The following is a 17,239-nucleotide window of genomic DNA, read 5'->3' as shown; positions in this document are numbered from 1 at the left end:
GGCCGGGTGGAGGGGGTCAGAGGTTCACGGGCCGGAGCACGAAGGTGATGCCGTGCGCGATCTGTGCGTTGCCCCGGTTGATGTCGAGCGCGAACGGGTTGACGATCGGGTCGGCATCGTCGGGGTCCTGGTCGCGCAGGCCGATGAGCGGCAGGTAGCGGCTGTAGACGCGGACACCGATCACGGGGCCGAGGGCGGTCGTCAGCTCCGCCCCGTCGGCGCGGACGGCGTCACGGGCGGTGATCGTCGCCCCCGGCACGACGTGGTAGAGCAGCACGTCCTCCACCGTCTCGACCCCGAGCCCGGCCGTCGCGGCGAACACGTCGGCCTCGCTGCGCACCCACTGCCCGGTGAGGTCCTTGACGAGGAGCTGGAAGGCCCGGTCGTTGGGCAAGAAGGCGGTCAGCGGGACCGTGCCGTCGGTGAGCAGTCGCACCGGGCTGTCGGCATCGGCGTCGGCCGCGATCACGGCCAGCACGGCCTCGGTGACGATGTCGTAGTCGTGCCAGTTGCGGTCGAACTGGTTGCCGTCGGACGTCAGCACGGCGGCGAGGCTGCGAGTACCAGGAGGCCCGTCGCCGGTGGCGCCGGCAGCACCTGCGGGTGCGACCAGCGCGGCGGCGAGGGGTACGGCCAGGCTCACGGCGAAGCGGCGGAACAATCTCATGGTCTCGTCCTCTCGTCAGTGACCGCGATCTGCGGCACACCTGCTTCTCCGTCCGAAGTGCGCGGGTGGATGCACTCCGGGTCGGCTCAGGACGCCCTCGTGTGCTGGCCCTCCCCCTCCACAGGCCACGCGCAACCGTTGACCGGCTCATGCTGTCGGGCGTTGAATGATGCAAACACACGCAAACGAAGGGTTCGGCGGTGTCTCGGGACAGCAGCAGCAAGGGACGACCCGTGGTCGTCTGGGGCGCGGTGACCGCCGCGGCGGCCATAGCGGCCACCGTGCTGCCCGGCTCGTGGCACGCGGCCGCGAGCGGCGTGGGTGCCGGCCGCGTCGTGGACGTCGTGGTCGCCGGGTGCGCCCTCGCGCTGTGCGCAGCCCTCGCGTGGCTGTGGGCGGTGACCACCGCGACCGTCGTCGGGCTGCTGACCGGCCGGCTCCGCGAGGACGCAGCCGGCGCGACCCGGCGCCTCGTGCTCGCCGCGTGCGGTGTCGCCGTCGTGGCCGGCACCGCGACCCCGGCCGTCGCCGACGGTCCCGAGCTGCTCGTCGGCCTGGCGCTGCCGGAGCGCGCGGTCGAGCCAGCGCCGCCGACCCCGTCGATCCGCCCGTCGCGGCGGCCGGGCCCGGCGGTCCACGTCGTCCGGTCCGGTGACTCGCTGTGGTCCATCGCGCGGGCGCACCCGGACGGCGGCTCCGTGGAGGCGCGGTGGCGCGCGATCTGGCGGGCCAACCGCGGCGTCGTGGGCGACGACCCCGACCTGATCCTCCCCGGGCAGGTGCTGCGCCTGCCCGACCAGCAGCCCCGCCAGCAGCCCGACGACAAGCCCGACGAGAAGGACGGAGCACGATGATGAGCACACCCGACACCGCTGACGCCGAGGTCATCGTCCTCAGGCCGCCGGCCGCCCTGGCCAGCGTGCAGGGGTCGCTGGCCCTGGACCTGACGCCGCGCACCGCTCCCCCGCGACCCCGGTTGCGCAGCGCCCACGCCGTCGACCTCGTCGACGTCGCGGCCGCCGAGCGCCTCCAGGTCGACGCCTTCGTCGGTCGGTGCCTGCAGGCACTGGTCGAGATCGCCGCCGGCGACCGGCCGGTGAGCCAGCTGCTGCGCCACACCGTGCCGGACGTCTACGAGGACCTGTCCGAGCGCGCCCGGACCGTCCGCGCCGCCGCCGGTCTCACGGCCGGGCAGGTCCGGGGACCGAACTCGGCCCGGCCCGTCGTGGTGGGCGTCCGGACCGCGCTGATCCGCCGCGACGCGGTCGAGGCCAGCGCGCACGTGCGCTACGGCCGTCGCTCCCGGGCGGTCGCCGCACGGTTCGAGGTCGTGCGCGACCGCTAGCAGTGCGTCGCGATCAGCTGGGGCTGACCGCTCGCACCGACCGCCGGGTCAGCCGCCGACCGTGGCGCGACCGCTCGCGCCGCCGGGAGCGCCGTGGCAGCGCTTGAACTTCTGCCCCGAGCCGCACGGGCACAGCGAGTTGCGACCGACGCCGGCGAACGGGTCGTCGCTGTCGGCCTCGGGAGCGGCGTGCACCTCGGCCTCGCCGTCCTCGGACGGAGCGCTGTAGGACAGGTTCTGCGTCCGCTTGGGCTTGTCGAGCCCCTTGGCCCGGATGGTGGGCTGCTGCGGCTGAGCCGGCTGAGCCGGCTGTGCCGGCTGGGCCCCCGGTGCGTGGGCGGCGGCCTTGGCGAAGTCGATCTGCGGGGTGGCCACGGAGATCTGGGGCGCCTGCGGCGTCGTGACCTGGGCCTCCGGCTGCGCGTCGACGGCGGCGGCGTCGTCGTCGCCCTCGTCGTCGACCTCGACCTGGAGGTTGAACAGGAAGCCGACCGACTCCTCCTTGATGCCGTCCATCATGGCGGTGAACATGTCGAAGCCCTCGCGCTGGTACTCCACGAGCGGGTCACGCTGGGCGTACGCACGCAGCGAGATGCCCTCACGGAGGTAGTCCATCTCGTAGAGGTGCTCGCGCCACTTGCGGTCGAGGACCGAGAGCACGACGCGGCGCTCGAGCTCGCGCTGCACCTCCTCGCCCATCTCGTCCTCACGGCGGTCGTAGGCCTCCTGCACGTCCTTCTGCAGGTCCTCGATGAGCTTCTCGCGGCTGATGTTCTCGAGGCCGCCGGCCTCCTTGATCACGCCGTCCTTGGTCAGCCCCACCGGGTAGAGCTGGCCGAGGGCGGTGAACAGGGCGTCGAGGTCCCAGTCCTCGGCGTAGCCCTCCGTGGCACCGCGGACGTAGCCGGTGATGACGTCGTCGATGAAGCCGCGGATCTGCTCGCCCAGGTCGGCGCCCTCGAGCACGCGGCGGCGCTCGGCGTAGATGACCTCGCGCTGCCGGCTCATCACGTCGTCGTACTTGAGCACGTTCTTGCGCGACTCGAAGTTCTGCGACTCGATGTTGGCCTGCGCGCCGGCGATGGCGTTGCTGACCCGCTTGGCGTCGATCGGCACGTCGTCGGGGACCTTGAGCACGGTGAGGATCCGGTCGACCCACTCCGACTTGAAGAGCCGCATCATCTCGTCCTGCAGCGACAGGTAGAACCGGGACTCCCCCGGGTCGCCCTGTCGGCCGGACCGACCGCGGAGCTGGTTGTCGATGCGGCGCGACTCGTGGCGCTCGGTGCCGACGACGTAGAGGCCGCCGAGGTCGCGGACCTCGTCGTGCTCGGCCGCCACCTGGGCCTTGATGCGCTCGACGGTGGCCGGCCAGGCCGCGTCGTACTCCTCCGGGGCCTCGACCGGGTCGAGGCCCAGCTGGCGCAGCTCCTGGTCGGCGAGGAAGTCGACCGACCCGCCGAGCATGATGTCGGTGCCGCGGCCGGCCATGTTGGTGGCGACGGTGACCGAGCCCTTGTGGCCGGCGAGCGCGACGACCTTGGCCTCGTCGGCGTGCTGCTTGGCGTTGAGGACGGTGTGCGGGATCCCGCGCCTCTTGAGCAGGTTGGAGAGGTACTCGGACTTCTCGACCGACACGGTGCCGATGAGGATCGGCTGGCCCTTGTCGTGGCGCTCGGCGATGTCGTCGGCGACGGCCTCGTACTTCGCCTCCTCGGTCCGGTAGACCAGGTCGACGTTGTCGACGCGCTGCATCGGGCGGTTCGTGGGGATCGGGACGACGCCGAGACCGTAGATCTTGTCGAACTCGGAGGCCTCGGTCATGGCCGTGCCGGTCATGCCGGACAGCTTGGAGTAGAGGCGGAAGTAGTTCTGCAGGGTGATCGTGGCGAGGGTCTGGTACTCCTCGCGGACGGTCACGCCCTCCTTGGCCTCGATGGCCTGGTGCAGGCCGTCGTTGTAGCGGCGGCCGGCCAGGATGCGGCCGGTGTGCTCGTCGACGATGAGCACCTCGCCGTCCATGACGACGTACTCCTTGTCGTTGCGGAACAGCTCCTTGGCCTTGATGGAGTTGTTGAGGAACGAGATGAGCGGGGTGTTGACCGAGTCGTAGAGGTTGTCGATCCCGAGGTGGTCCTCCACCTTGGTGATGCCCGGCTCGAGCACGGAGATCGTGCGCTTCTTCTCGTCGACCTCGTAGTCGGTGTCGCGGACCATCGAGCGCGCGATCTTGGCGAACTCGGCGTACCACTTGACCTCGTCCTGGGTCGGGCCGCTGATGATGAGCGGGGTCCGCGCCTCGTCGATGAGGATGGAGTCGACCTCGTCCACGATCGCGAAGTTGTGGCCGCGCTGCACGCACTCTTCGACCGAGTCGGCCATGTTGTCGCGCAGGTAGTCGAAGCCGAGCTCGTTGTTGGTGCCGTAGGTGATGTCGCAGCCGTAGGCCTCGCGGCGCTCGGCCGGGCGCATCGACGGCAGGATCACGCCGACGGTCAGGCCGAGGAAGTGATGCACCCGGCCCATCTGCTCGGACTGGAACCTCGCGAGGTAGTCGTTGACCGTGACGACGTGCACGCCCTTGCCCTCGAGGGCGTTGAGGTAGGACGGCAGCACGGCGACGAGGGTCTTGCCCTCACCGGTCTTCATCTCGGCGATGTTGCCGAGGTGCAGCGCGGCGGCACCCATGATCTGCACGTCGAAGGGGCGCATGCCGAGCACCCGCTTGCTGGCCTCGCGGACCGTGGCGAAGGCCTCCGGCATGATGTCGTCGAGGGTCTCGCCGCCCGCCAGCCGCTCGCGGAACTCGTCGGTCATCGAGCGGAGCTCGTCGTCGGTCATCTTGACGAAGTCGTCCTCGATGGCGTTGACGGCCTTGGAGATGGCTTCCAGCTCGCGGAGGATCTTGCCCTCGCCGATGCGGAGCAGCTTGTCGATGATGGCAGGCACGAGTGGTAACTGTACCTACCGCTCCAACGCTCGACCCAATGCGTGCGACAGCGGCCCGGACAGGTTCCCGCGCTCGCCCACCGTCACGTCGTCGAGGCCGAGCCAGCCGGCCAGTCGGCGCAGCTCGGCGGCGAGCTCCTCGGCGGTCTCCGGGGGCGCGGCCTCCTCGGCGAAGGCGCCGCGGACGAGCAGCACGCGGCCGGCCCGGTCGGCCTTGAGGTCCACCCGGGCGACCAGCCGGTCGCCCAGCAGGAAGGGCAGGACGTAGTAGCCGTGGAGCCGCTTCTCGGCCGGGACGTAGATCTCGATGCGGTAGAAGAAGTCGAACAGCGCCTCGGCCCGTCCGCGCTCCCACACGACGGGGTCGAACGGACTGAGCAGGGTGCGGGCCACAACCCGTCGCGGGACCTTTGCGTCGCGGTGGAGGTAGGCCGGGCGCTTCCAGCCCTGCACCCGGACCGGCACCAGCTCGCCGGACGCGACCAGCTCGTCGACCGCGACCCGGGCGCTGGCCCGGCCGGACGGGGGCTGCAGGCGCAGCCGGTAGTAGTCGGCGAGGCAGGTGGCGCTGGCGACACCGTGCGAGCGGGCGGCCAGGCGCACCAGCTCGGTCACCGCCTCCTGCGGCGTGGGCGTGGGGGCGGCGAGGACGTCGGCGGGCAGCACACGCTCGGGGAGGTCGTAGACCACCTCGAACTGGCTGGTGCGCCCGGCGATCGCGACGTCGCCGACGAGGAAGAGGTAGTCGAGGACCTTGCGCGCGTCCGACCAGTTCCAGCCCCAGTGCTCCCGGGTGCGCGGGCCGGTGCTGAACTCCTCCTCGAGGTCGCGCGCGGTGACCGGCCCCCGCTCGGCGACGGCCGCCAGGACCCGCGCCTCGAGCCCGGGGTCGGCGGCGACGAAGCCCCACTTGCCGCGCTCGGAGCGGTAGTGGTCCATGCGGTGCCGCATCAGCGGCCACAGCGCGACCGGCATCAGCGCCTGGACGTGCGCCCAGTACTCCACGAGGCGGCGCGGTCGCCGCTCGGCCGCGCGCCGCAGCAGGTCGACGTCGTAGGGGCCCATCCGCGAGTAGAGCGGCATGAAGTGGGCGCGCTGGAGGACGTTGACCGAGTCGACCTGGAGCACGCCGGTGCGCGAGACCGTGCGCTCGAGCGTGCGCATGGACGGGGTCGTGTGGGGCCGGTCGGTAAACCCCTGGGCGGCGAGCGCGATGCGGCGCGCCTGGAGCTTGCTGAGGGTCTCCGTCACGGGACGAACTCAACCAGAGCGCGCCAACAGCCGCCCGGCCCCAGGGCCGGCGCGGGGTCAGGGCAGGTCGAGCAGCTTCTCGCGCATGGCGTACATGACGGCCTCCATGCGGGAGTGCAGCTGGAGCTTCTCCAAGATGTTGCGCACGTGGTTCTTCACCGTGTTCTCGGAGATGAAGAGCTCCTTGGCGACCTCACGGTTGTTGAGGCCCTTGGCCACCAGCCGCAGCACCTCGAGCTCGCGCTCGGTCAGGCGCAGCGCCGGACCCTGCTCGCGCTCGGGCTTGGACATCTGCTTGAACTCGTCGATCAGCTTGACCGCCATCGACGGGCTGATGAGCGACTGGCCCTCGTTGACGACGCGCACGGCCTGCGCGACCTCCTCGATGGAGGAGTCCTTGAGGAGGTAGCCCGAGGCGCCGTTCTTGACCGACTCGTAGAGGTCGGCCTCCTCGTCGGAGACCGTGAGCATGATGATCTTGGCCGAGGGCACGGCCTCCTTGATCGCGCGGCACGCCTCGACGCCCGTGCGCCGGGGCATGCGGACGTCGAGCAGGATCACGTCGGGAGCCGTCGAGACCGCGAGGTCCGTCGCGGTGATGCCGTCGGCGGCCTCACCCACGACCTCGATGTCGCTGTCGCCACCGAGGAGCATGATCAGCCCGCGGCGGAAGAGCTCTTGGTCGTCCACCACCAGGACGCGGACGGGTTCGGTCCCTGTTGCCTCGGTCACGCGCGCATCATGTCATGCGCGCGTGACCGGGGGCGCCTCACTGGGTCAGCGCTGGTCAGCGGTGCTCAGCGCTGGTCGACGGCGGCCACGTCGGGCGCCGGCGCGTCGTCCAGCTCGGCGACGTCGAGCGAGATCACGCCGTAGTCGTAGCCGCGGCGGCGGTAGACCACCGCGGGGCGCTCGCTCTCCTTGTCGACGAAGAGGTAGAAGTCGTGCCCGACCAGCTCCATCTCGTAGAGCGCCTGGTCGAGCGTCATGGGTGTGGCGCTGTGGGACTTCTCGCGCACCACCAGCGGTCCGTCGCCGGTCACGGTGATCGGACCGACCTTGCGCTCGATGACGGCGTCGTCGGGCTCGGCCGCCGAGTCCGGCACCTCGGGCATCCCCGCGAGGGCCTCGCCCACCGAGACGTGGGCATTGCGGCCCTTGTGCACCCGGCGCCGGTCGGCCGCGCGACGCATCTGCGCCTGCATCTTGTCGAGGGCCAGGTCCAGCGCGCCCATCTTGTCCTCGGCCGCCGCCTCGGCCCGGATGACCGGGCCCTTGGAGAAGGCGGTCAGCTCGACCTTGGTGGACCGGTCGTGCTGTCGGGGGTTCTTCTCGAGCTCCACCTCCACCTGGACCCGCATGATCCGGTGGTCATGCTTCTCCAGACGGGTGAGCTTCTCGGACACGTGCTCGCGGAACCGGTCGGACACCTCGCAGTGCCGTCCCGTGACCACAACCTCCATGTGAACCTCCTCAACTAGCGAACGGTCCGCACCCCTCCATTTCGCCGCGGCGGCACACCCGCCGGGGCAGGGTGGGATGGAGCCCGCCCGGCCGACCTGGTCTTCGACCCCACAACCGCCTGCTGAAGCGTTCGCGACTTCTCCGTCACTACTGGCCTTCTCCCGGCCACCGACACATCTGGTGTCGGCGCAGAGGCAGGACTTACTTCTAAGCCGCACCGTGATCGTCCGACGGGCCCTGTGCTGCTGGGCAGCACCGCGCTCGTGGACTTACGTGGACCGTTTCGCCTGCGACTGGCATCGGCTAGCCACGGTTCGGATCGCGCGCCGCACCTCGCGGTGCCGCGCACACCCGTCCCCGTGACGCAACCACGGACCCGGGCGGACTCCATGCACCGACGCTAGCCCCTCCATGGCTGCGGGCCAACTGTCAGGCCACCAGTCGGTCGCGTCCTGGCCCGTCGCTCCCGCCACGCCTGCGCGTGGCGGCGACGGCGGCGATCGCGAGCGGTGGCAAACCGACCGCCTCGAGGGCGCGCTGCGCCTCGCGCGCCGTCGCGCCGGTGGTCAGGACGTCGTCGCAGACCACCACGTGGCCCCGCGGCCAGCGGCGTGCCACGCGGGCCAGCGCCCGCGACGGGCAGTGCATCGAGCGGTGCACGTTGGCGGCCCGTCCGCCGGCGTCGAGGCCGGCCTGGTCCGCCGCCCCGCGCGAGACCAGGAGCGGCGCGGTGACGACCACCCGTCGGCGCTGCTCGCGCCGCAGCCGGGCGGCCGCGGCCCGCACCAGCGCGGCGGTCGCCTCGTAGCCGCGCTGCCGGCCGGCTCCCGGCCGGGAGGGCACGGGCACCAGCAGCAGCGGCTCGCGGCCAGGGTCCTCGAGGTCGCTCACGGCGGCGCGGACCGCCTCGGCCAGCAGCTCGCCGAGCACGCGCCGGTGGCTCCACTGGCCGCGGTCCTTGTGACCCACGACAAGCGCCCGCACGGCACCGTCGTAGGTCTCGGTGGCCCAGGGCACCACGAGGCCGTCGGGCACCGGCGTCGGCCAGGCGACCGCGGCCCGGCGCGACAGCGCGGTGCGGCAGCTCGGGCAGAGCATCCGCCCGGGCTCGTCGCACCCGACGCAGCGGCTGCCGAGGAACAGGTCGAGGGCCTCGTCGAGCACCCGCCCATGCCAGCAGGTGCGGCGCCGCGGCCGCAACCGGACGGCGTACGCCCTGTGGAGGGCGGTCAGCCCACGTAGGTCAGGGACGTGAGGCCGCGCGGCAGGTCGGGCACCGCGCGCTCCGGCGTGGTCAGGCTCAGGACGGCTCGACCGGCGAGTGCGTAGACCTCGCCGCCCTCCACCGGGGAGGAGACGAGGAGCCGGTTGGGGCCGCGCAGGCGGGTGTTGCCGCCGGTCGTGATCTCACCCGGCGCGCCGTCGACGGAGATGGTGTTGACCTGGGAGCCGGCCGTGATGTCCCTCAGCACCGAGATGGCGGTCGTGCTGCGCCAGGCGATGTCGCGGATGCGGGGGCTGCCCTCGTCCGGCAGCCACAGCATGCGGAGCGAGGAGAAGCCGAGGATCGCGCCGGACGGGTCGTGACGGACCCGCGACGAGACGACCTGGTCGCTCGTGCGCCCGCGCACGAGCGCGACCAGCCGGGTTCCGTCGCGCGAGACGAGCAGGTCGGTCACGGCCCGGCCGCTGATGCCGGGTACGGCGACGATGCGGGCGGAGCCGTCCACGACGACGATGACCCTGGCCCGGCCCGCGTTGCGGTCGAGGACCCACGTCCGGTCGCGGACGTCCCAGTGGGGATCCGCCAGGTCCACCCCGCCCACCACCGGCCGGGTCACCTCACCCGTGGGCGACTCGGTCGGCGCGACGAAGAGGTCCGAGCCCGTCCTGGAGACCGCCGCCACGCGCGAGCCGTCGATGCTGACCCCGATGCCGCGCAGGGCGTAGCCCGGCTGGCCGAGCGGGCCGGAGGTCTCCTCGAACGCGCCGATGGTGCCGGACACGACGCGGTTCCGGTCGAGGGCGAAGAGGTCGGGGCTCCTCGGGTCGCCGGTGGGGTCGTAGGCGCTGCCGACGTTGAGCCGGACCTGGGTCGATCCCCCCGAGCCGTTGAACGCCCGGTCACCGATGCTGAGCTGCACGGCGTTGATCCGCTCCTCCTGGCGGAGCGTCCAGGCCAGCTGGGCGCGCATGAGGTCGGCGGTGGTCGCGTCGACGGCGTCGGGATCCCCCGAGAGGGCCACCTGGGCGATCCCGGACTCGATGGGGACGGAGAGCTCGAGGTCGGTGTCGGGTGGGAAGTAGGTGACCGCGACGTCCTGCAGCTCACCGCTGGGCGGCGTGAGCAGGCCCCGCACCAGCGAGGAGGCGAGCTGCTCGCCGCGCGGCACGTGGACCGGCTCAGGCACCAGCACCTGCGCCGAGGGGTCGAAGTAGTAGAGGGAGACGCGCTGGTACCAGTCGTCGAACCACGAGTCCGGCACGATCAGCGCGTTGGGCACCTCGCTGATGCGCCACTCACCGTCCTCCTGCACCATCCCGAGGACCAGCTGGCCGGCGGGCTGGGTGCGCTGCCAGGCACCGCGGGCGTCGTAGAGGCTCACGTCGGCCAGCGGCACCTGGACCGTCATGTCGCCCACGACGGTGCCGAGGTCGGAGTACGTCATGACCTGCTGCTCCGGTGCCCAGGCTTCGGCCGCCTCGCGGGAGAGGAACTGGAGGGCGACCGTCTGGCTGATCGGCGTCGCCTTCATCGCCTCGAGGAACCCGGACACGATGTCGACCGGCGGGTCGCCGGCCTGCGGGGGGCGCGGGTCGAAGGAGATGCCGGGCACGTCGTCGGCGCCGGTGGTGACCGGCGGCTCCACGACCGGGCCCGACGTGGGCATCTGGACGCACGCCGCCAGCAGGGCGCACGTCACCACCGCCACCAGGGCGTTCACGACGGACCGCGAGCGGGTCGTGGGGCGCGTCGTCATGCGGTCTCCCGGGCGTCGTCGGGGACCAGCGGGAGCGGGGAGTGGCGCAGCTGGGTGCCGAGGGTGCGGGGCAGGGTCAGCCGGAACTGCGCACCCTCGCCCGGGCGTCCCCACGCCTGGAGCCAGCCGCCGTGCAGGTGGGTGTCCTCCAGCGAGATGGACAGGCCGAGACCGGTGCCGCCGCTGGTGCGGGCCCGGGCGGGGTCGGCGCGCCAGAACCGGTTGAAGACCATGGCGGACTCGCCGGGCCCCAGCCCGACGCCGTGGTCGCGGACCGCGATCGCGGCCGAGCGGCGGTCGGAGCCGACGAAGATCTCCACGTCGCGGCTCTCGGCGTGGTCGATGGCGTTGGTGACCAGGTTGCGCACGACCCGCTCCACGCGGCGTACGTCGGCCTCGGCGACGCAGGGCGTGCCGGGGTCGTGCAGCACGACGCGGGTGTCGCGCTGGGCGGCGAGGACGGACGTCATGTCGACGACCCGTCGGGCGACGTCCACGAGGTCGACGTCCTCGGCCTCGAGCACGGCGGCGCCGGCGTCGAAGCGGCTGATCTCCAGGAGGTCGGCCAGGAGCGTCTCGAAGCGGTCGAGCTCCTTCTGGAGCAGCTCGGCCGCCCGGCCGGTGACCGGGTCGAGGAACGGCTTGGCGTCGTGGATGACGTCGCTGGCCATCCGCACCGTCGTGATCGGCGTGCGCAGCTCGTGGGAGACGTCGGAGACGAACCGGCGCTGGAGGCGGCTGAGCTCCTCGAGCTGGCGGATCTGCTTCTGCAGGTTGGAGGCCATCTGGTTGAACGACGTCGCCAACCGGGCCAGGTCGTCCTCGCCGCGCACGCGCAGGCGCTCCTGGAGCTGGCCCGCCGCGAGCCGCTCGGCCACCCGGCGTGCCATCCGGATCGGGGTGACCACCTGGCGGGTGACCAGCCAGGTGAGGCCGGCGATGAGGAGCAGCAGCGGGACGGCCGCGACGAGCATCGCGCGGGAGACGAGCGCGAGGGTCTCCTGCTGCTCGGCGAGCGGGTAGAGGTAGTAGAGCGTGTAGGCGTTGTCGTCCGCCGGCAGCCGCACCTGGCTGCCGACCACGATGCCGGGCCCCTCCGGCAGGCCGGTCACCTCCCGCGAGGTCCTGATGTCGGTGAAGGTCCAGGCGGTCGGCCTCACCGAGTCGAAGCGCGCCTCCATCGTCTCCGGGACGCTCGCCAGCTCGAGGCCCTCGGTGAACTTGGCGCCGCCGTCGGCGAGCCGGACGCCCTCGCTGATCGGCGGCGACAGGACGACACCGAAGCCGCGGGTCGCGCCGCGCGCCTGGATGAGCTCGACGAGGGCCTGCTGCTGGGCCGACTCGTCGGCGTCGAGGACGGGGATCGCGGCCAGCGCCGCGCGCGCCGTCTCGGTCTCGCTCTCGGCCTCCTGGACCACCGCGTCGACCCGGTTCTCCAGGAGCCCGTCGCGGGTCTGCTGGATGAGGAACCAGCCGACCACCCCGACGACGGCGGCCGAGAGGAGCACCGTGCTGACCACGACCCGCGCCTGCACCGAGCGCCGCCAGAAGGCGGGGCCGTGGCGCAGCACCGCCGGCACGCGGTCGAGGAGGCGTCGGGGCCCCGAGGATCCCGCTGGGCTGGTCATGGTGTCCTCTGGTCCGTCAGGACTTGCCGGCCTTGTAGCCGACGCCGCGCACGGTCACCACGACCTCGGGGTTCTCCGGGTCGTGCTCGACCTTGGAGCGCAGTCGCTGGACGTGCACGTTGACCAGCCGGGTGTCGGCGCTGTGCCGGTAGCCCCAGACCTGCTCGAGCAGCACCTCGCGGGTGAAGACCTGCCACGGCTTGCGCGCCAGGCACACGAGCAGGTCGAACTCGAGCGGCGTCAGGTTGATCGGGGCACCGGCGCGGGTGACGGAGTGGCCTGCGACGTCGATGGCGATGTCGCCGATCGTGAGGCCCTCGTCGAGCGTGACGTCGTTGCGCCGCATGCGGGCGCGGATCCGGGCGACGAGCTCCTTGGGCTTGAAGGGCTTGACGATGTAGTCGTCGGCCCCGGACTCGAGGCCGACGACCACGTCGATGGTGTCGCCCTTCGCCGTGAGCATCACGATCGGCACGCCCGACTCGGCGCGGATCTCCTTGCAGACGTCGATGCCGTCCTTGCCGGGCAGCATCAGGTCGAGGAGGACCAGGTCGGGCTTGTAGTCCCGGAACGCATCGAGGGCCACGTCACCGCGGCCCACGATCCGGCTGTCGAACCCCTCCTGGCGGAGGACGATGGAGAGCATCTCCGCCAGGGAGGCGTCGTCGTCGACGACGAGCACGCTGCCGCGCGCGGGTTCGGCGAGGTCGTTCATGGCGCCAGTGTAGGGACAGCCCCCGCGACCGGAGGCCGTACGCAACTGGTCAGTAGCGGTAGTGGTCCGACTTGTAGGGACCCTCCACGTCGACGCCGAGGTAGGCGGCCTGCTCCTTGGTGAGCTCGGTCAGCTCGACACCGAGGGCGTCGAGGTGCAGGCGGGCCACCTCCTCGTCGAGGTGCTTGGGCAGGACGTGGACACCGAGCTCGTACTCGTCGGCCTTGGTGAACAGCTCGATCTGCGCCAGCACCTGGTTGGTGAAGGAGTTCGACATCACGAACGACGGGTGGCCGGTGGCGTTGCCCAGGTTGAGCAGGCGGCCCTCGGACAGCACGATGATCTTCTTGCTCGGCTTGTCCTCGGTCGCCGGGAAGATCCACTGGTGGACCTGCGGCTTGATCTCGTCCTTGACGATGCCGGGGATCCGGGCGAGGCCGGCCATGTTGATCTCGTTGTCGAAGTGACCGATGTTGCCGACGATCGCCTGGTGCTTCATCTTGTGGAAGTGCTCGACGGTGATGATGTCGAAGTTGCCGGTCGTGGTGATGAAGATGTCGGCCGTCTCCACGACGGACTCGAGGCGCTTGACCTCGTAGCCGTCCATCGCCGCCTGCAGCGCGCAGATCGGGTCGATCTCGGTGACGATGACGCGAGCACCCTGGCCGCGCAGCGACTCCGCGGAGCCCTTGCCCACGTCGCCGTAGCCGCAGACGACGGCGACCTTGCCGCCGATCATCACGTCGGTGGCACGGTTGAGGCCGTCGATCAGCGAGTGGCGGCAGCCGTACTTGTTGTCGAACTTGGACTTGGTGACCGAGTCGTTCACGTTGATCGCCGGGAAGAGCAGCGTGCCCTCGCGGAAGCGGTCGTAGAGGCGGAGGACGCCGGTGGTGGTCTCCTCGGAGACGCCCCTGATGCCCTTCGAGATCTCGGTCCAGTGCTGCGGCTTGCTCTCGACCGAGCGGGCCAGCACGCGCAGCACCTCCTTGAACTCCTCGTTGTCGGTGCTGTCCTGCGACGGCACGACGCCGGTCTTCTCGAACTCGACGCCGAGGTGCAGCAGCATCGTGATGTCGCCACCGTCGTCGAGGAGGACGTTGGGGCCGATGACGTTGCCGTCGGCGTCGGTGAAGTCGAAGACCTTCTCGGCCTCGTCCCAGTACTCGGCCAGCGACTCGCCCTTCCAGGCGAAGACGGGCGTGCCCTGCGGGGCGTCGGCGGTGCCGTCGCGGCCCACGACCACGGCCGCGGCGGCGTGGTCCTGGGTCGAGAAGATGTTGCACGTGGCCCAGCGGACGTCGGCACCGAGGTGCACGAGGGTCTCGATGAGCACGGCGGTCTGGATCGTCATGTGCAGCGAGCCGGCGACGCGGGCGCCCTTGAGGGGCTGGTCCTTGCCGTAGCGCTCGCGCATGGCCATGAGGCCGGGCATCTCGTGCTCGGCGAGCTCGATCTCCTTGCGGCCGTAGGCGGCGAGGGTGAGGTCAGCGACCTTGAAGTCCATGTGGTTGTCTCCCGGATTCGGTGGAGGCCGTCTGCGCCGCACATCTGTGCATCGTCGGGATCTCCCGCGCGGACCAGAAGAGCGTAGGACCGGGCTCAGCGATTCGGGGAATCCTCGGCGGTCGCCCCTCCGGGCTGCTCACCGGCGTGCTCGTCGGCGTGCTCATCGGTGTGGTCCGACCCGTTCTCGGACCCGTGCTCCGACCCGTGCTCCGACCCGTGGCCGCCGCCGATCCCGAAGGCGTGGAGGACCGCCAGGACGATGCCACCGACGACCAGACCGACGAGGGCGGAGACGACCGTGTTGAGCAGCCACCCGACCAGGCTGCCGAGCGCCCCGCCGATGGCGTGGTGCACGTCCTCCTCCCAGTGGTGCAGGAGGTCGTACGGCGCGTGCAGGGCGTCGCCGACCGCGGTGCCCTCGAGGAGGCCGTCGTGGCCGCCGATCTCGTAGAGGCTAATGAGGAAGATGTGGCCGCCGACCCAGAGCATGGCGAGGGTGCCGATGAAGGAGATCGCGGCGAGCAGGCGGGGCATCGCGGAGACGAGCGCCAGCCCGACGCGCTGCGAGCCCTTGGACGGCTTCTCGGCGAGGTGGAGGCCGACGTCGTCCATCTTCACGATCAGCGCGACGACGCCGTAGACGAGGACGGTGATCAGGACCGCCACCACGCCCAGCACGATGGCGCGCATCCAGATGCTGGCGTCGGGGTCGGAGCTCACCACCTCCTTGAGCGCGATGACCATGATCTCGGCGCTGAGGATGAAGTCGGTGCGGACGGCCTGCGCGATCGTGCGCGCCTCGTGCTCGGGGGTCAGCTCGCCGTGGGGGGAGATGTCCTCCTCGGCCTCCGTCGCGTGGCCGGTCACGCGCTCGTAGACCTTGTGCGCGCCCTCGTAGGCGAGGAACCCACCACCGAAGATGAGGATCACCGGGAGCAGCCAGGGCAGGAACTGTCCGAGCAGCACCGCGGCCGGGAGGATGAAGAGCAGCTTGTTGCGCAGCGAGCCGATCGCGATCTTCTTGATGATCGGCAGCTCGCGGGCGGCGGCGGACCCGTGGAGGTACTGCGGCGTCACGGCCGTGTCGTCGACCACGACGCCGGCGGCCTTGGCGCTCGCGCGGGCCGCGGCGGCACCCACGTCGTCCACGCTGGCGGCGGCGATGCGCGCGAGTGCGGCGACGTCGTCGAGGAGGGCGAACAGTCCGCCGGCCATGGGCGATCCTTCGGGTCGTGGGTCGGGTGGGGTCCAACAGGTCGTGCTGCAGCCTATCGGCGCTGCGTCTGCCACACTCCGTGCCCATGTCGGGGGTCTCGATGCGCGACCCAGCCCACCATCGGCGGCAGTAGCCTCGCCCGGTGACCCCGCCACCGGACCTCGACGACGTCGCCGACCACGACTGGTTCGTCGAGGAGCGCGAGTACGCACGCCACGAGGCCCGCCGGGGCCGGCGGCACGCGTACGAGCACCTCGACCCGCGTCGCACCGCGCTCGTCGCCGTGGACATCGTGCCGTTCTTCGTGCGCGAGTCGGTGTACGTGCGCGGCATCGTGCCCCGCGTCAACGCGCTCGCGGCGGCCCTCCGCGCCGCCGGCGGCGTGGTGGCGTGGGTGGTGCCCGGCTACACCGAGCCGACGGCGAAGGACCGCGAGTTCTTCGGCGACGAGGTGGCCGAGGCCTACGCCCGCTCGGGCGGCGAGGGACCGGTGGCCTCGCGACTGCACGACGGGCTCGACGTCGACCCGGCGGACCTCGCGGTCGAGAAGACGATGCGGGGCGCCTGGTCCCCCGGCTCGTCTCGGCTGCCCGAGCTGCTCGCGGCGCGCGGGATCGACACGGTGGTCGTGACCGGCACCGTCACCAACGTCTGCGTCGAGGACACCGTCCGCGGCGCGAGCTCGGCGGGCCTGCGGGTCGTCCTCGTCGCCGACGCGTGCGCGGCCATGCGCGACCGGGACCACAACGCCACGCTGCACGTCGTGCACCGGTCCTACGGCGACGTCCGCTCGACCGACGACGTGCTGGGCTTGCTGGCTGCCGCGCGCTGAGCCGCTCAGCCGGCGAGCTCGTAGGTGAGGAGCTCCGCGTACGGCGGCAGGGTGCCGCGGGCGGTCTCCCCGGTCGGCCGCCAGCCGAGCTTCTCCCAGAACCGCCGACCCCGGGCGTTGCCCGCGTAGACCCGCAGCCACGGACGCTGCACACCGCCCGCCCGCATCACCTCGAGCAGCTCGTCCTGCGCCGCGGCCGCGACACCTGTCCCCCACTGCGCGACCTCGACGCCGAAGTGCACGACCTCGTCGCCGCGTACGGCCGCGAAGCCGACGACCCGGTCGTGCCGGACGATGACGAAGCAGGACGTGGCGGCATCCTCGATCTCGGCGAGCCAGCGATCCGCGATCGTCTGCCGTGGGAACGGGTGGAGGTCCTGCGGGAACACCTCCGACAGCCCAGCCACAGCCGCCGGCTCCTGGCCGGCGAGCACCGCCGGGACGTCCTCGGGGCGCATCTCGCGGAGGAGCGGGGCGGCATGCTGGAGGTCTAGCGGATCGGGGGTGGGCTGGCGAAGTGGAGGAGGCGGCAGCTCTCGCTGGTCTAGCAGCCGAGCCAGGCACGAGCAAGGCGTGTCGAGACCCCCGCCTCGGTGGTCGAGTAGCCGAGGAACGAGGCGTATCAAGACCCTTCCACGGAACTTCTCCAACACCGTCCATTGTCGGTGGTCGCCCGTAGAAT

The 17,239-nt window shown here is 71.6% G+C and carries 15 protein-coding genes; 3 read left to right on the top strand and 12 right to left on the bottom strand.

The window, feature by feature from the left end:
* Window positions 1–16: 16 nt before the first annotated feature.
* Window positions 17–667 (bottom strand): fasciclin domain-containing protein, encoded by a 651-nt coding sequence (locus HN031_RS12785; protein WP_172270435.1) that lies wholly within the window; start codon window positions 665–667, stop codon window positions 17–19.
* 200 nt (window positions 668–867) lie between these two features.
* Between HN031_RS12785 and HN031_RS22355 the strand changes: the two genes are divergently transcribed.
* Together HN031_RS22355 and HN031_RS12775 are read left to right on the top strand one after the other, a co-directional pair.
* Window positions 868–1,521 carry a LysM domain-containing protein gene (locus tag HN031_RS22355; RefSeq protein ID WP_216652126.1) on the top strand — a complete coding sequence of 218 codons (654 nt, stop codon included), beginning with the start codon at window positions 868–870 and terminating at the stop codon, window positions 1,519–1,521.
* The gene (locus HN031_RS12775) at window positions 1,521–2,012 is read left to right on the top strand and encodes an Rv3235 family protein (RefSeq protein WP_172270433.1); all 492 of its coding nucleotides are present in this window, start codon (window positions 1,521–1,523) and stop codon (window positions 2,010–2,012) included. Before HN031_RS22355 ends, HN031_RS12775 begins: the two co-directional genes overlap by 1 nt.
* A gap of 48 nt (window positions 2,013–2,060) precedes the next feature.
* On the opposite strand, the gene secA is transcribed toward HN031_RS12775, so the two are convergent.
* From secA to HN031_RS12725, 10 genes are all read right to left on the bottom strand, one after another.
* Window positions 2,061–4,961, bottom strand: coding sequence for a preprotein translocase subunit SecA (secA, locus tag HN031_RS12770; protein WP_172270431.1), 2,901 nt, complete (start codon window positions 4,959–4,961; stop codon window positions 2,061–2,063).
* Window positions 4,962–4,976: 15 nt separating this feature from the next.
* Window positions 4,977–6,212: a winged helix-turn-helix domain-containing protein gene (locus tag HN031_RS12765; RefSeq protein WP_367650752.1), complete on the bottom strand. Its 1,236-nt coding sequence runs from the start codon at window positions 6,210–6,212 to the stop codon at window positions 4,977–4,979.
* 57 nt (window positions 6,213–6,269) lie between these two features.
* On the bottom strand, window positions 6,270–6,944 hold the full coding sequence (locus tag HN031_RS12760) for a response regulator transcription factor (RefSeq protein WP_322424735.1): 675 nt from the start codon (window positions 6,942–6,944) through the stop codon (window positions 6,270–6,272).
* A gap of 65 nt (window positions 6,945–7,009) precedes the next feature.
* Entirely contained in the window at window positions 7,010–7,675 is a 666-nt protein-coding gene (raiA, locus tag HN031_RS12755; protein WP_172270429.1) for a ribosome-associated translation inhibitor RaiA, read from the bottom strand.
* Between the two features lie 430 nt (window positions 7,676–8,105).
* Entirely contained in the window at window positions 8,106–8,840 is a 735-nt protein-coding gene (locus tag HN031_RS12750) for a ComF family protein (protein WP_367650751.1), read from the bottom strand.
* A gap of 65 nt (window positions 8,841–8,905) precedes the next feature.
* Window positions 8,906–10,657, bottom strand: a complete 1,752-nt coding sequence (locus tag HN031_RS12745) for an LpqB family beta-propeller domain-containing protein (protein ID WP_172270425.1) — start codon at window positions 10,655–10,657, stop codon at window positions 8,906–8,908.
* Entirely contained in the window at window positions 10,654–12,285 is a 1,632-nt protein-coding gene (mtrB, locus tag HN031_RS12740; protein WP_172270423.1) for an MtrAB system histidine kinase MtrB, read from the bottom strand. The genes HN031_RS12745 and mtrB overlap by 4 nt, the downstream gene beginning before the upstream one ends.
* 16 nt (window positions 12,286–12,301) lie before the next feature.
* Window positions 12,302–13,000, bottom strand: coding sequence for an MtrAB system response regulator MtrA (gene mtrA, locus HN031_RS12735; protein WP_172270421.1), 699 nt, complete (start codon window positions 12,998–13,000; stop codon window positions 12,302–12,304).
* Window positions 13,001–13,049: 49 nt separating this feature from the next.
* Entirely contained in the window at window positions 13,050–14,507 is a 1,458-nt protein-coding gene (ahcY, locus tag HN031_RS12730) for an adenosylhomocysteinase (protein ID WP_172270419.1), read from the bottom strand.
* Window positions 14,508–14,602: 95 nt separating this feature from the next.
* Window positions 14,603–15,724, bottom strand: coding sequence for a DUF808 domain-containing protein (locus HN031_RS12725; RefSeq protein WP_172270417.1), 1,122 nt, complete (start codon window positions 15,722–15,724; stop codon window positions 14,603–14,605).
* A 143-nt stretch (window positions 15,725–15,867) separates the two neighbouring features.
* Between HN031_RS12725 and HN031_RS12720 the strand changes: the two genes are divergently transcribed.
* Complete coding sequence (locus HN031_RS12720; RefSeq protein WP_172270415.1) at window positions 15,868–16,557, top strand: isochorismatase family protein; 690 nt, start codon at window positions 15,868–15,870, stop codon at window positions 16,555–16,557.
* 5 nt (window positions 16,558–16,562) lie between these two features.
* On the opposite strand, the gene HN031_RS12715 is transcribed toward HN031_RS12720, so the two are convergent.
* The gene (locus HN031_RS12715; protein ID WP_172270413.1) at window positions 16,563–17,015 is read right to left on the bottom strand and encodes a GNAT family N-acetyltransferase; all 453 of its coding nucleotides are present in this window, start codon (window positions 17,013–17,015) and stop codon (window positions 16,563–16,565) included.
* Window positions 17,016–17,239: the final 224 nt, after the last annotated feature.

The organism is Nocardioides sp. zg-1308, assembly GCF_013155375.1.
In the GTDB taxonomy this organism is placed as follows: domain Bacteria; phylum Actinomycetota; class Actinomycetes; order Propionibacteriales; family Nocardioidaceae; genus Nocardioides; species Nocardioides renjunii.
This window is presented reverse-complemented; position numbering and strand designations above follow the sequence as displayed.

What these genes read in the sequence shown, in the direction of transcription:
- HN031_RS12785 (WP_172270435.1), bottom strand. Translation starts at nt 667, where the DNA reads ATGAGATTGTTCCGCCGCTTCGCCGTGAGCCTGGCCGTACCCCTCGCC.
- HN031_RS12775 (WP_172270433.1), top strand. Translation starts at nt 1,521, where the DNA reads ATGAGCACACCCGACACCGCTGACGCCGAGGTCATCGTCCTCAGGCCG.
- raiA (WP_172270429.1), bottom strand. Translation starts at nt 7,675, where the DNA reads ATGGAGGTTGTGGTCACGGGACGGCACTGCGAGGTGTCCGACCGGTTC.
- HN031_RS12745 (WP_172270425.1), bottom strand. Translation starts at nt 10,657, where the DNA reads ATGACGACGCGCCCCACGACCCGCTCGCGGTCCGTCGTGAACGCCCTG.
- mtrB (WP_172270423.1), bottom strand. Translation starts at nt 12,285, where the DNA reads ATGACCAGCCCAGCGGGATCCTCGGGGCCCCGACGCCTCCTCGACCGC.
- mtrA (WP_172270421.1), bottom strand. Translation starts at nt 13,000, where the DNA reads ATGAACGACCTCGCCGAACCCGCGCGCGGCAGCGTGCTCGTCGTCGAC.
- ahcY (WP_172270419.1), bottom strand. Translation starts at nt 14,507, where the DNA reads ATGGACTTCAAGGTCGCTGACCTCACCCTCGCCGCCTACGGCCGCAAG.
- HN031_RS12725 (WP_172270417.1), bottom strand. Translation starts at nt 15,724, where the DNA reads ATGGCCGGCGGACTGTTCGCCCTCCTCGACGACGTCGCCGCACTCGCG.
- HN031_RS12715 (WP_172270413.1), bottom strand. Translation starts at nt 17,015, where the DNA reads ATGCGCCCCGAGGACGTCCCGGCGGTGCTCGCCGGCCAGGAGCCGGCG.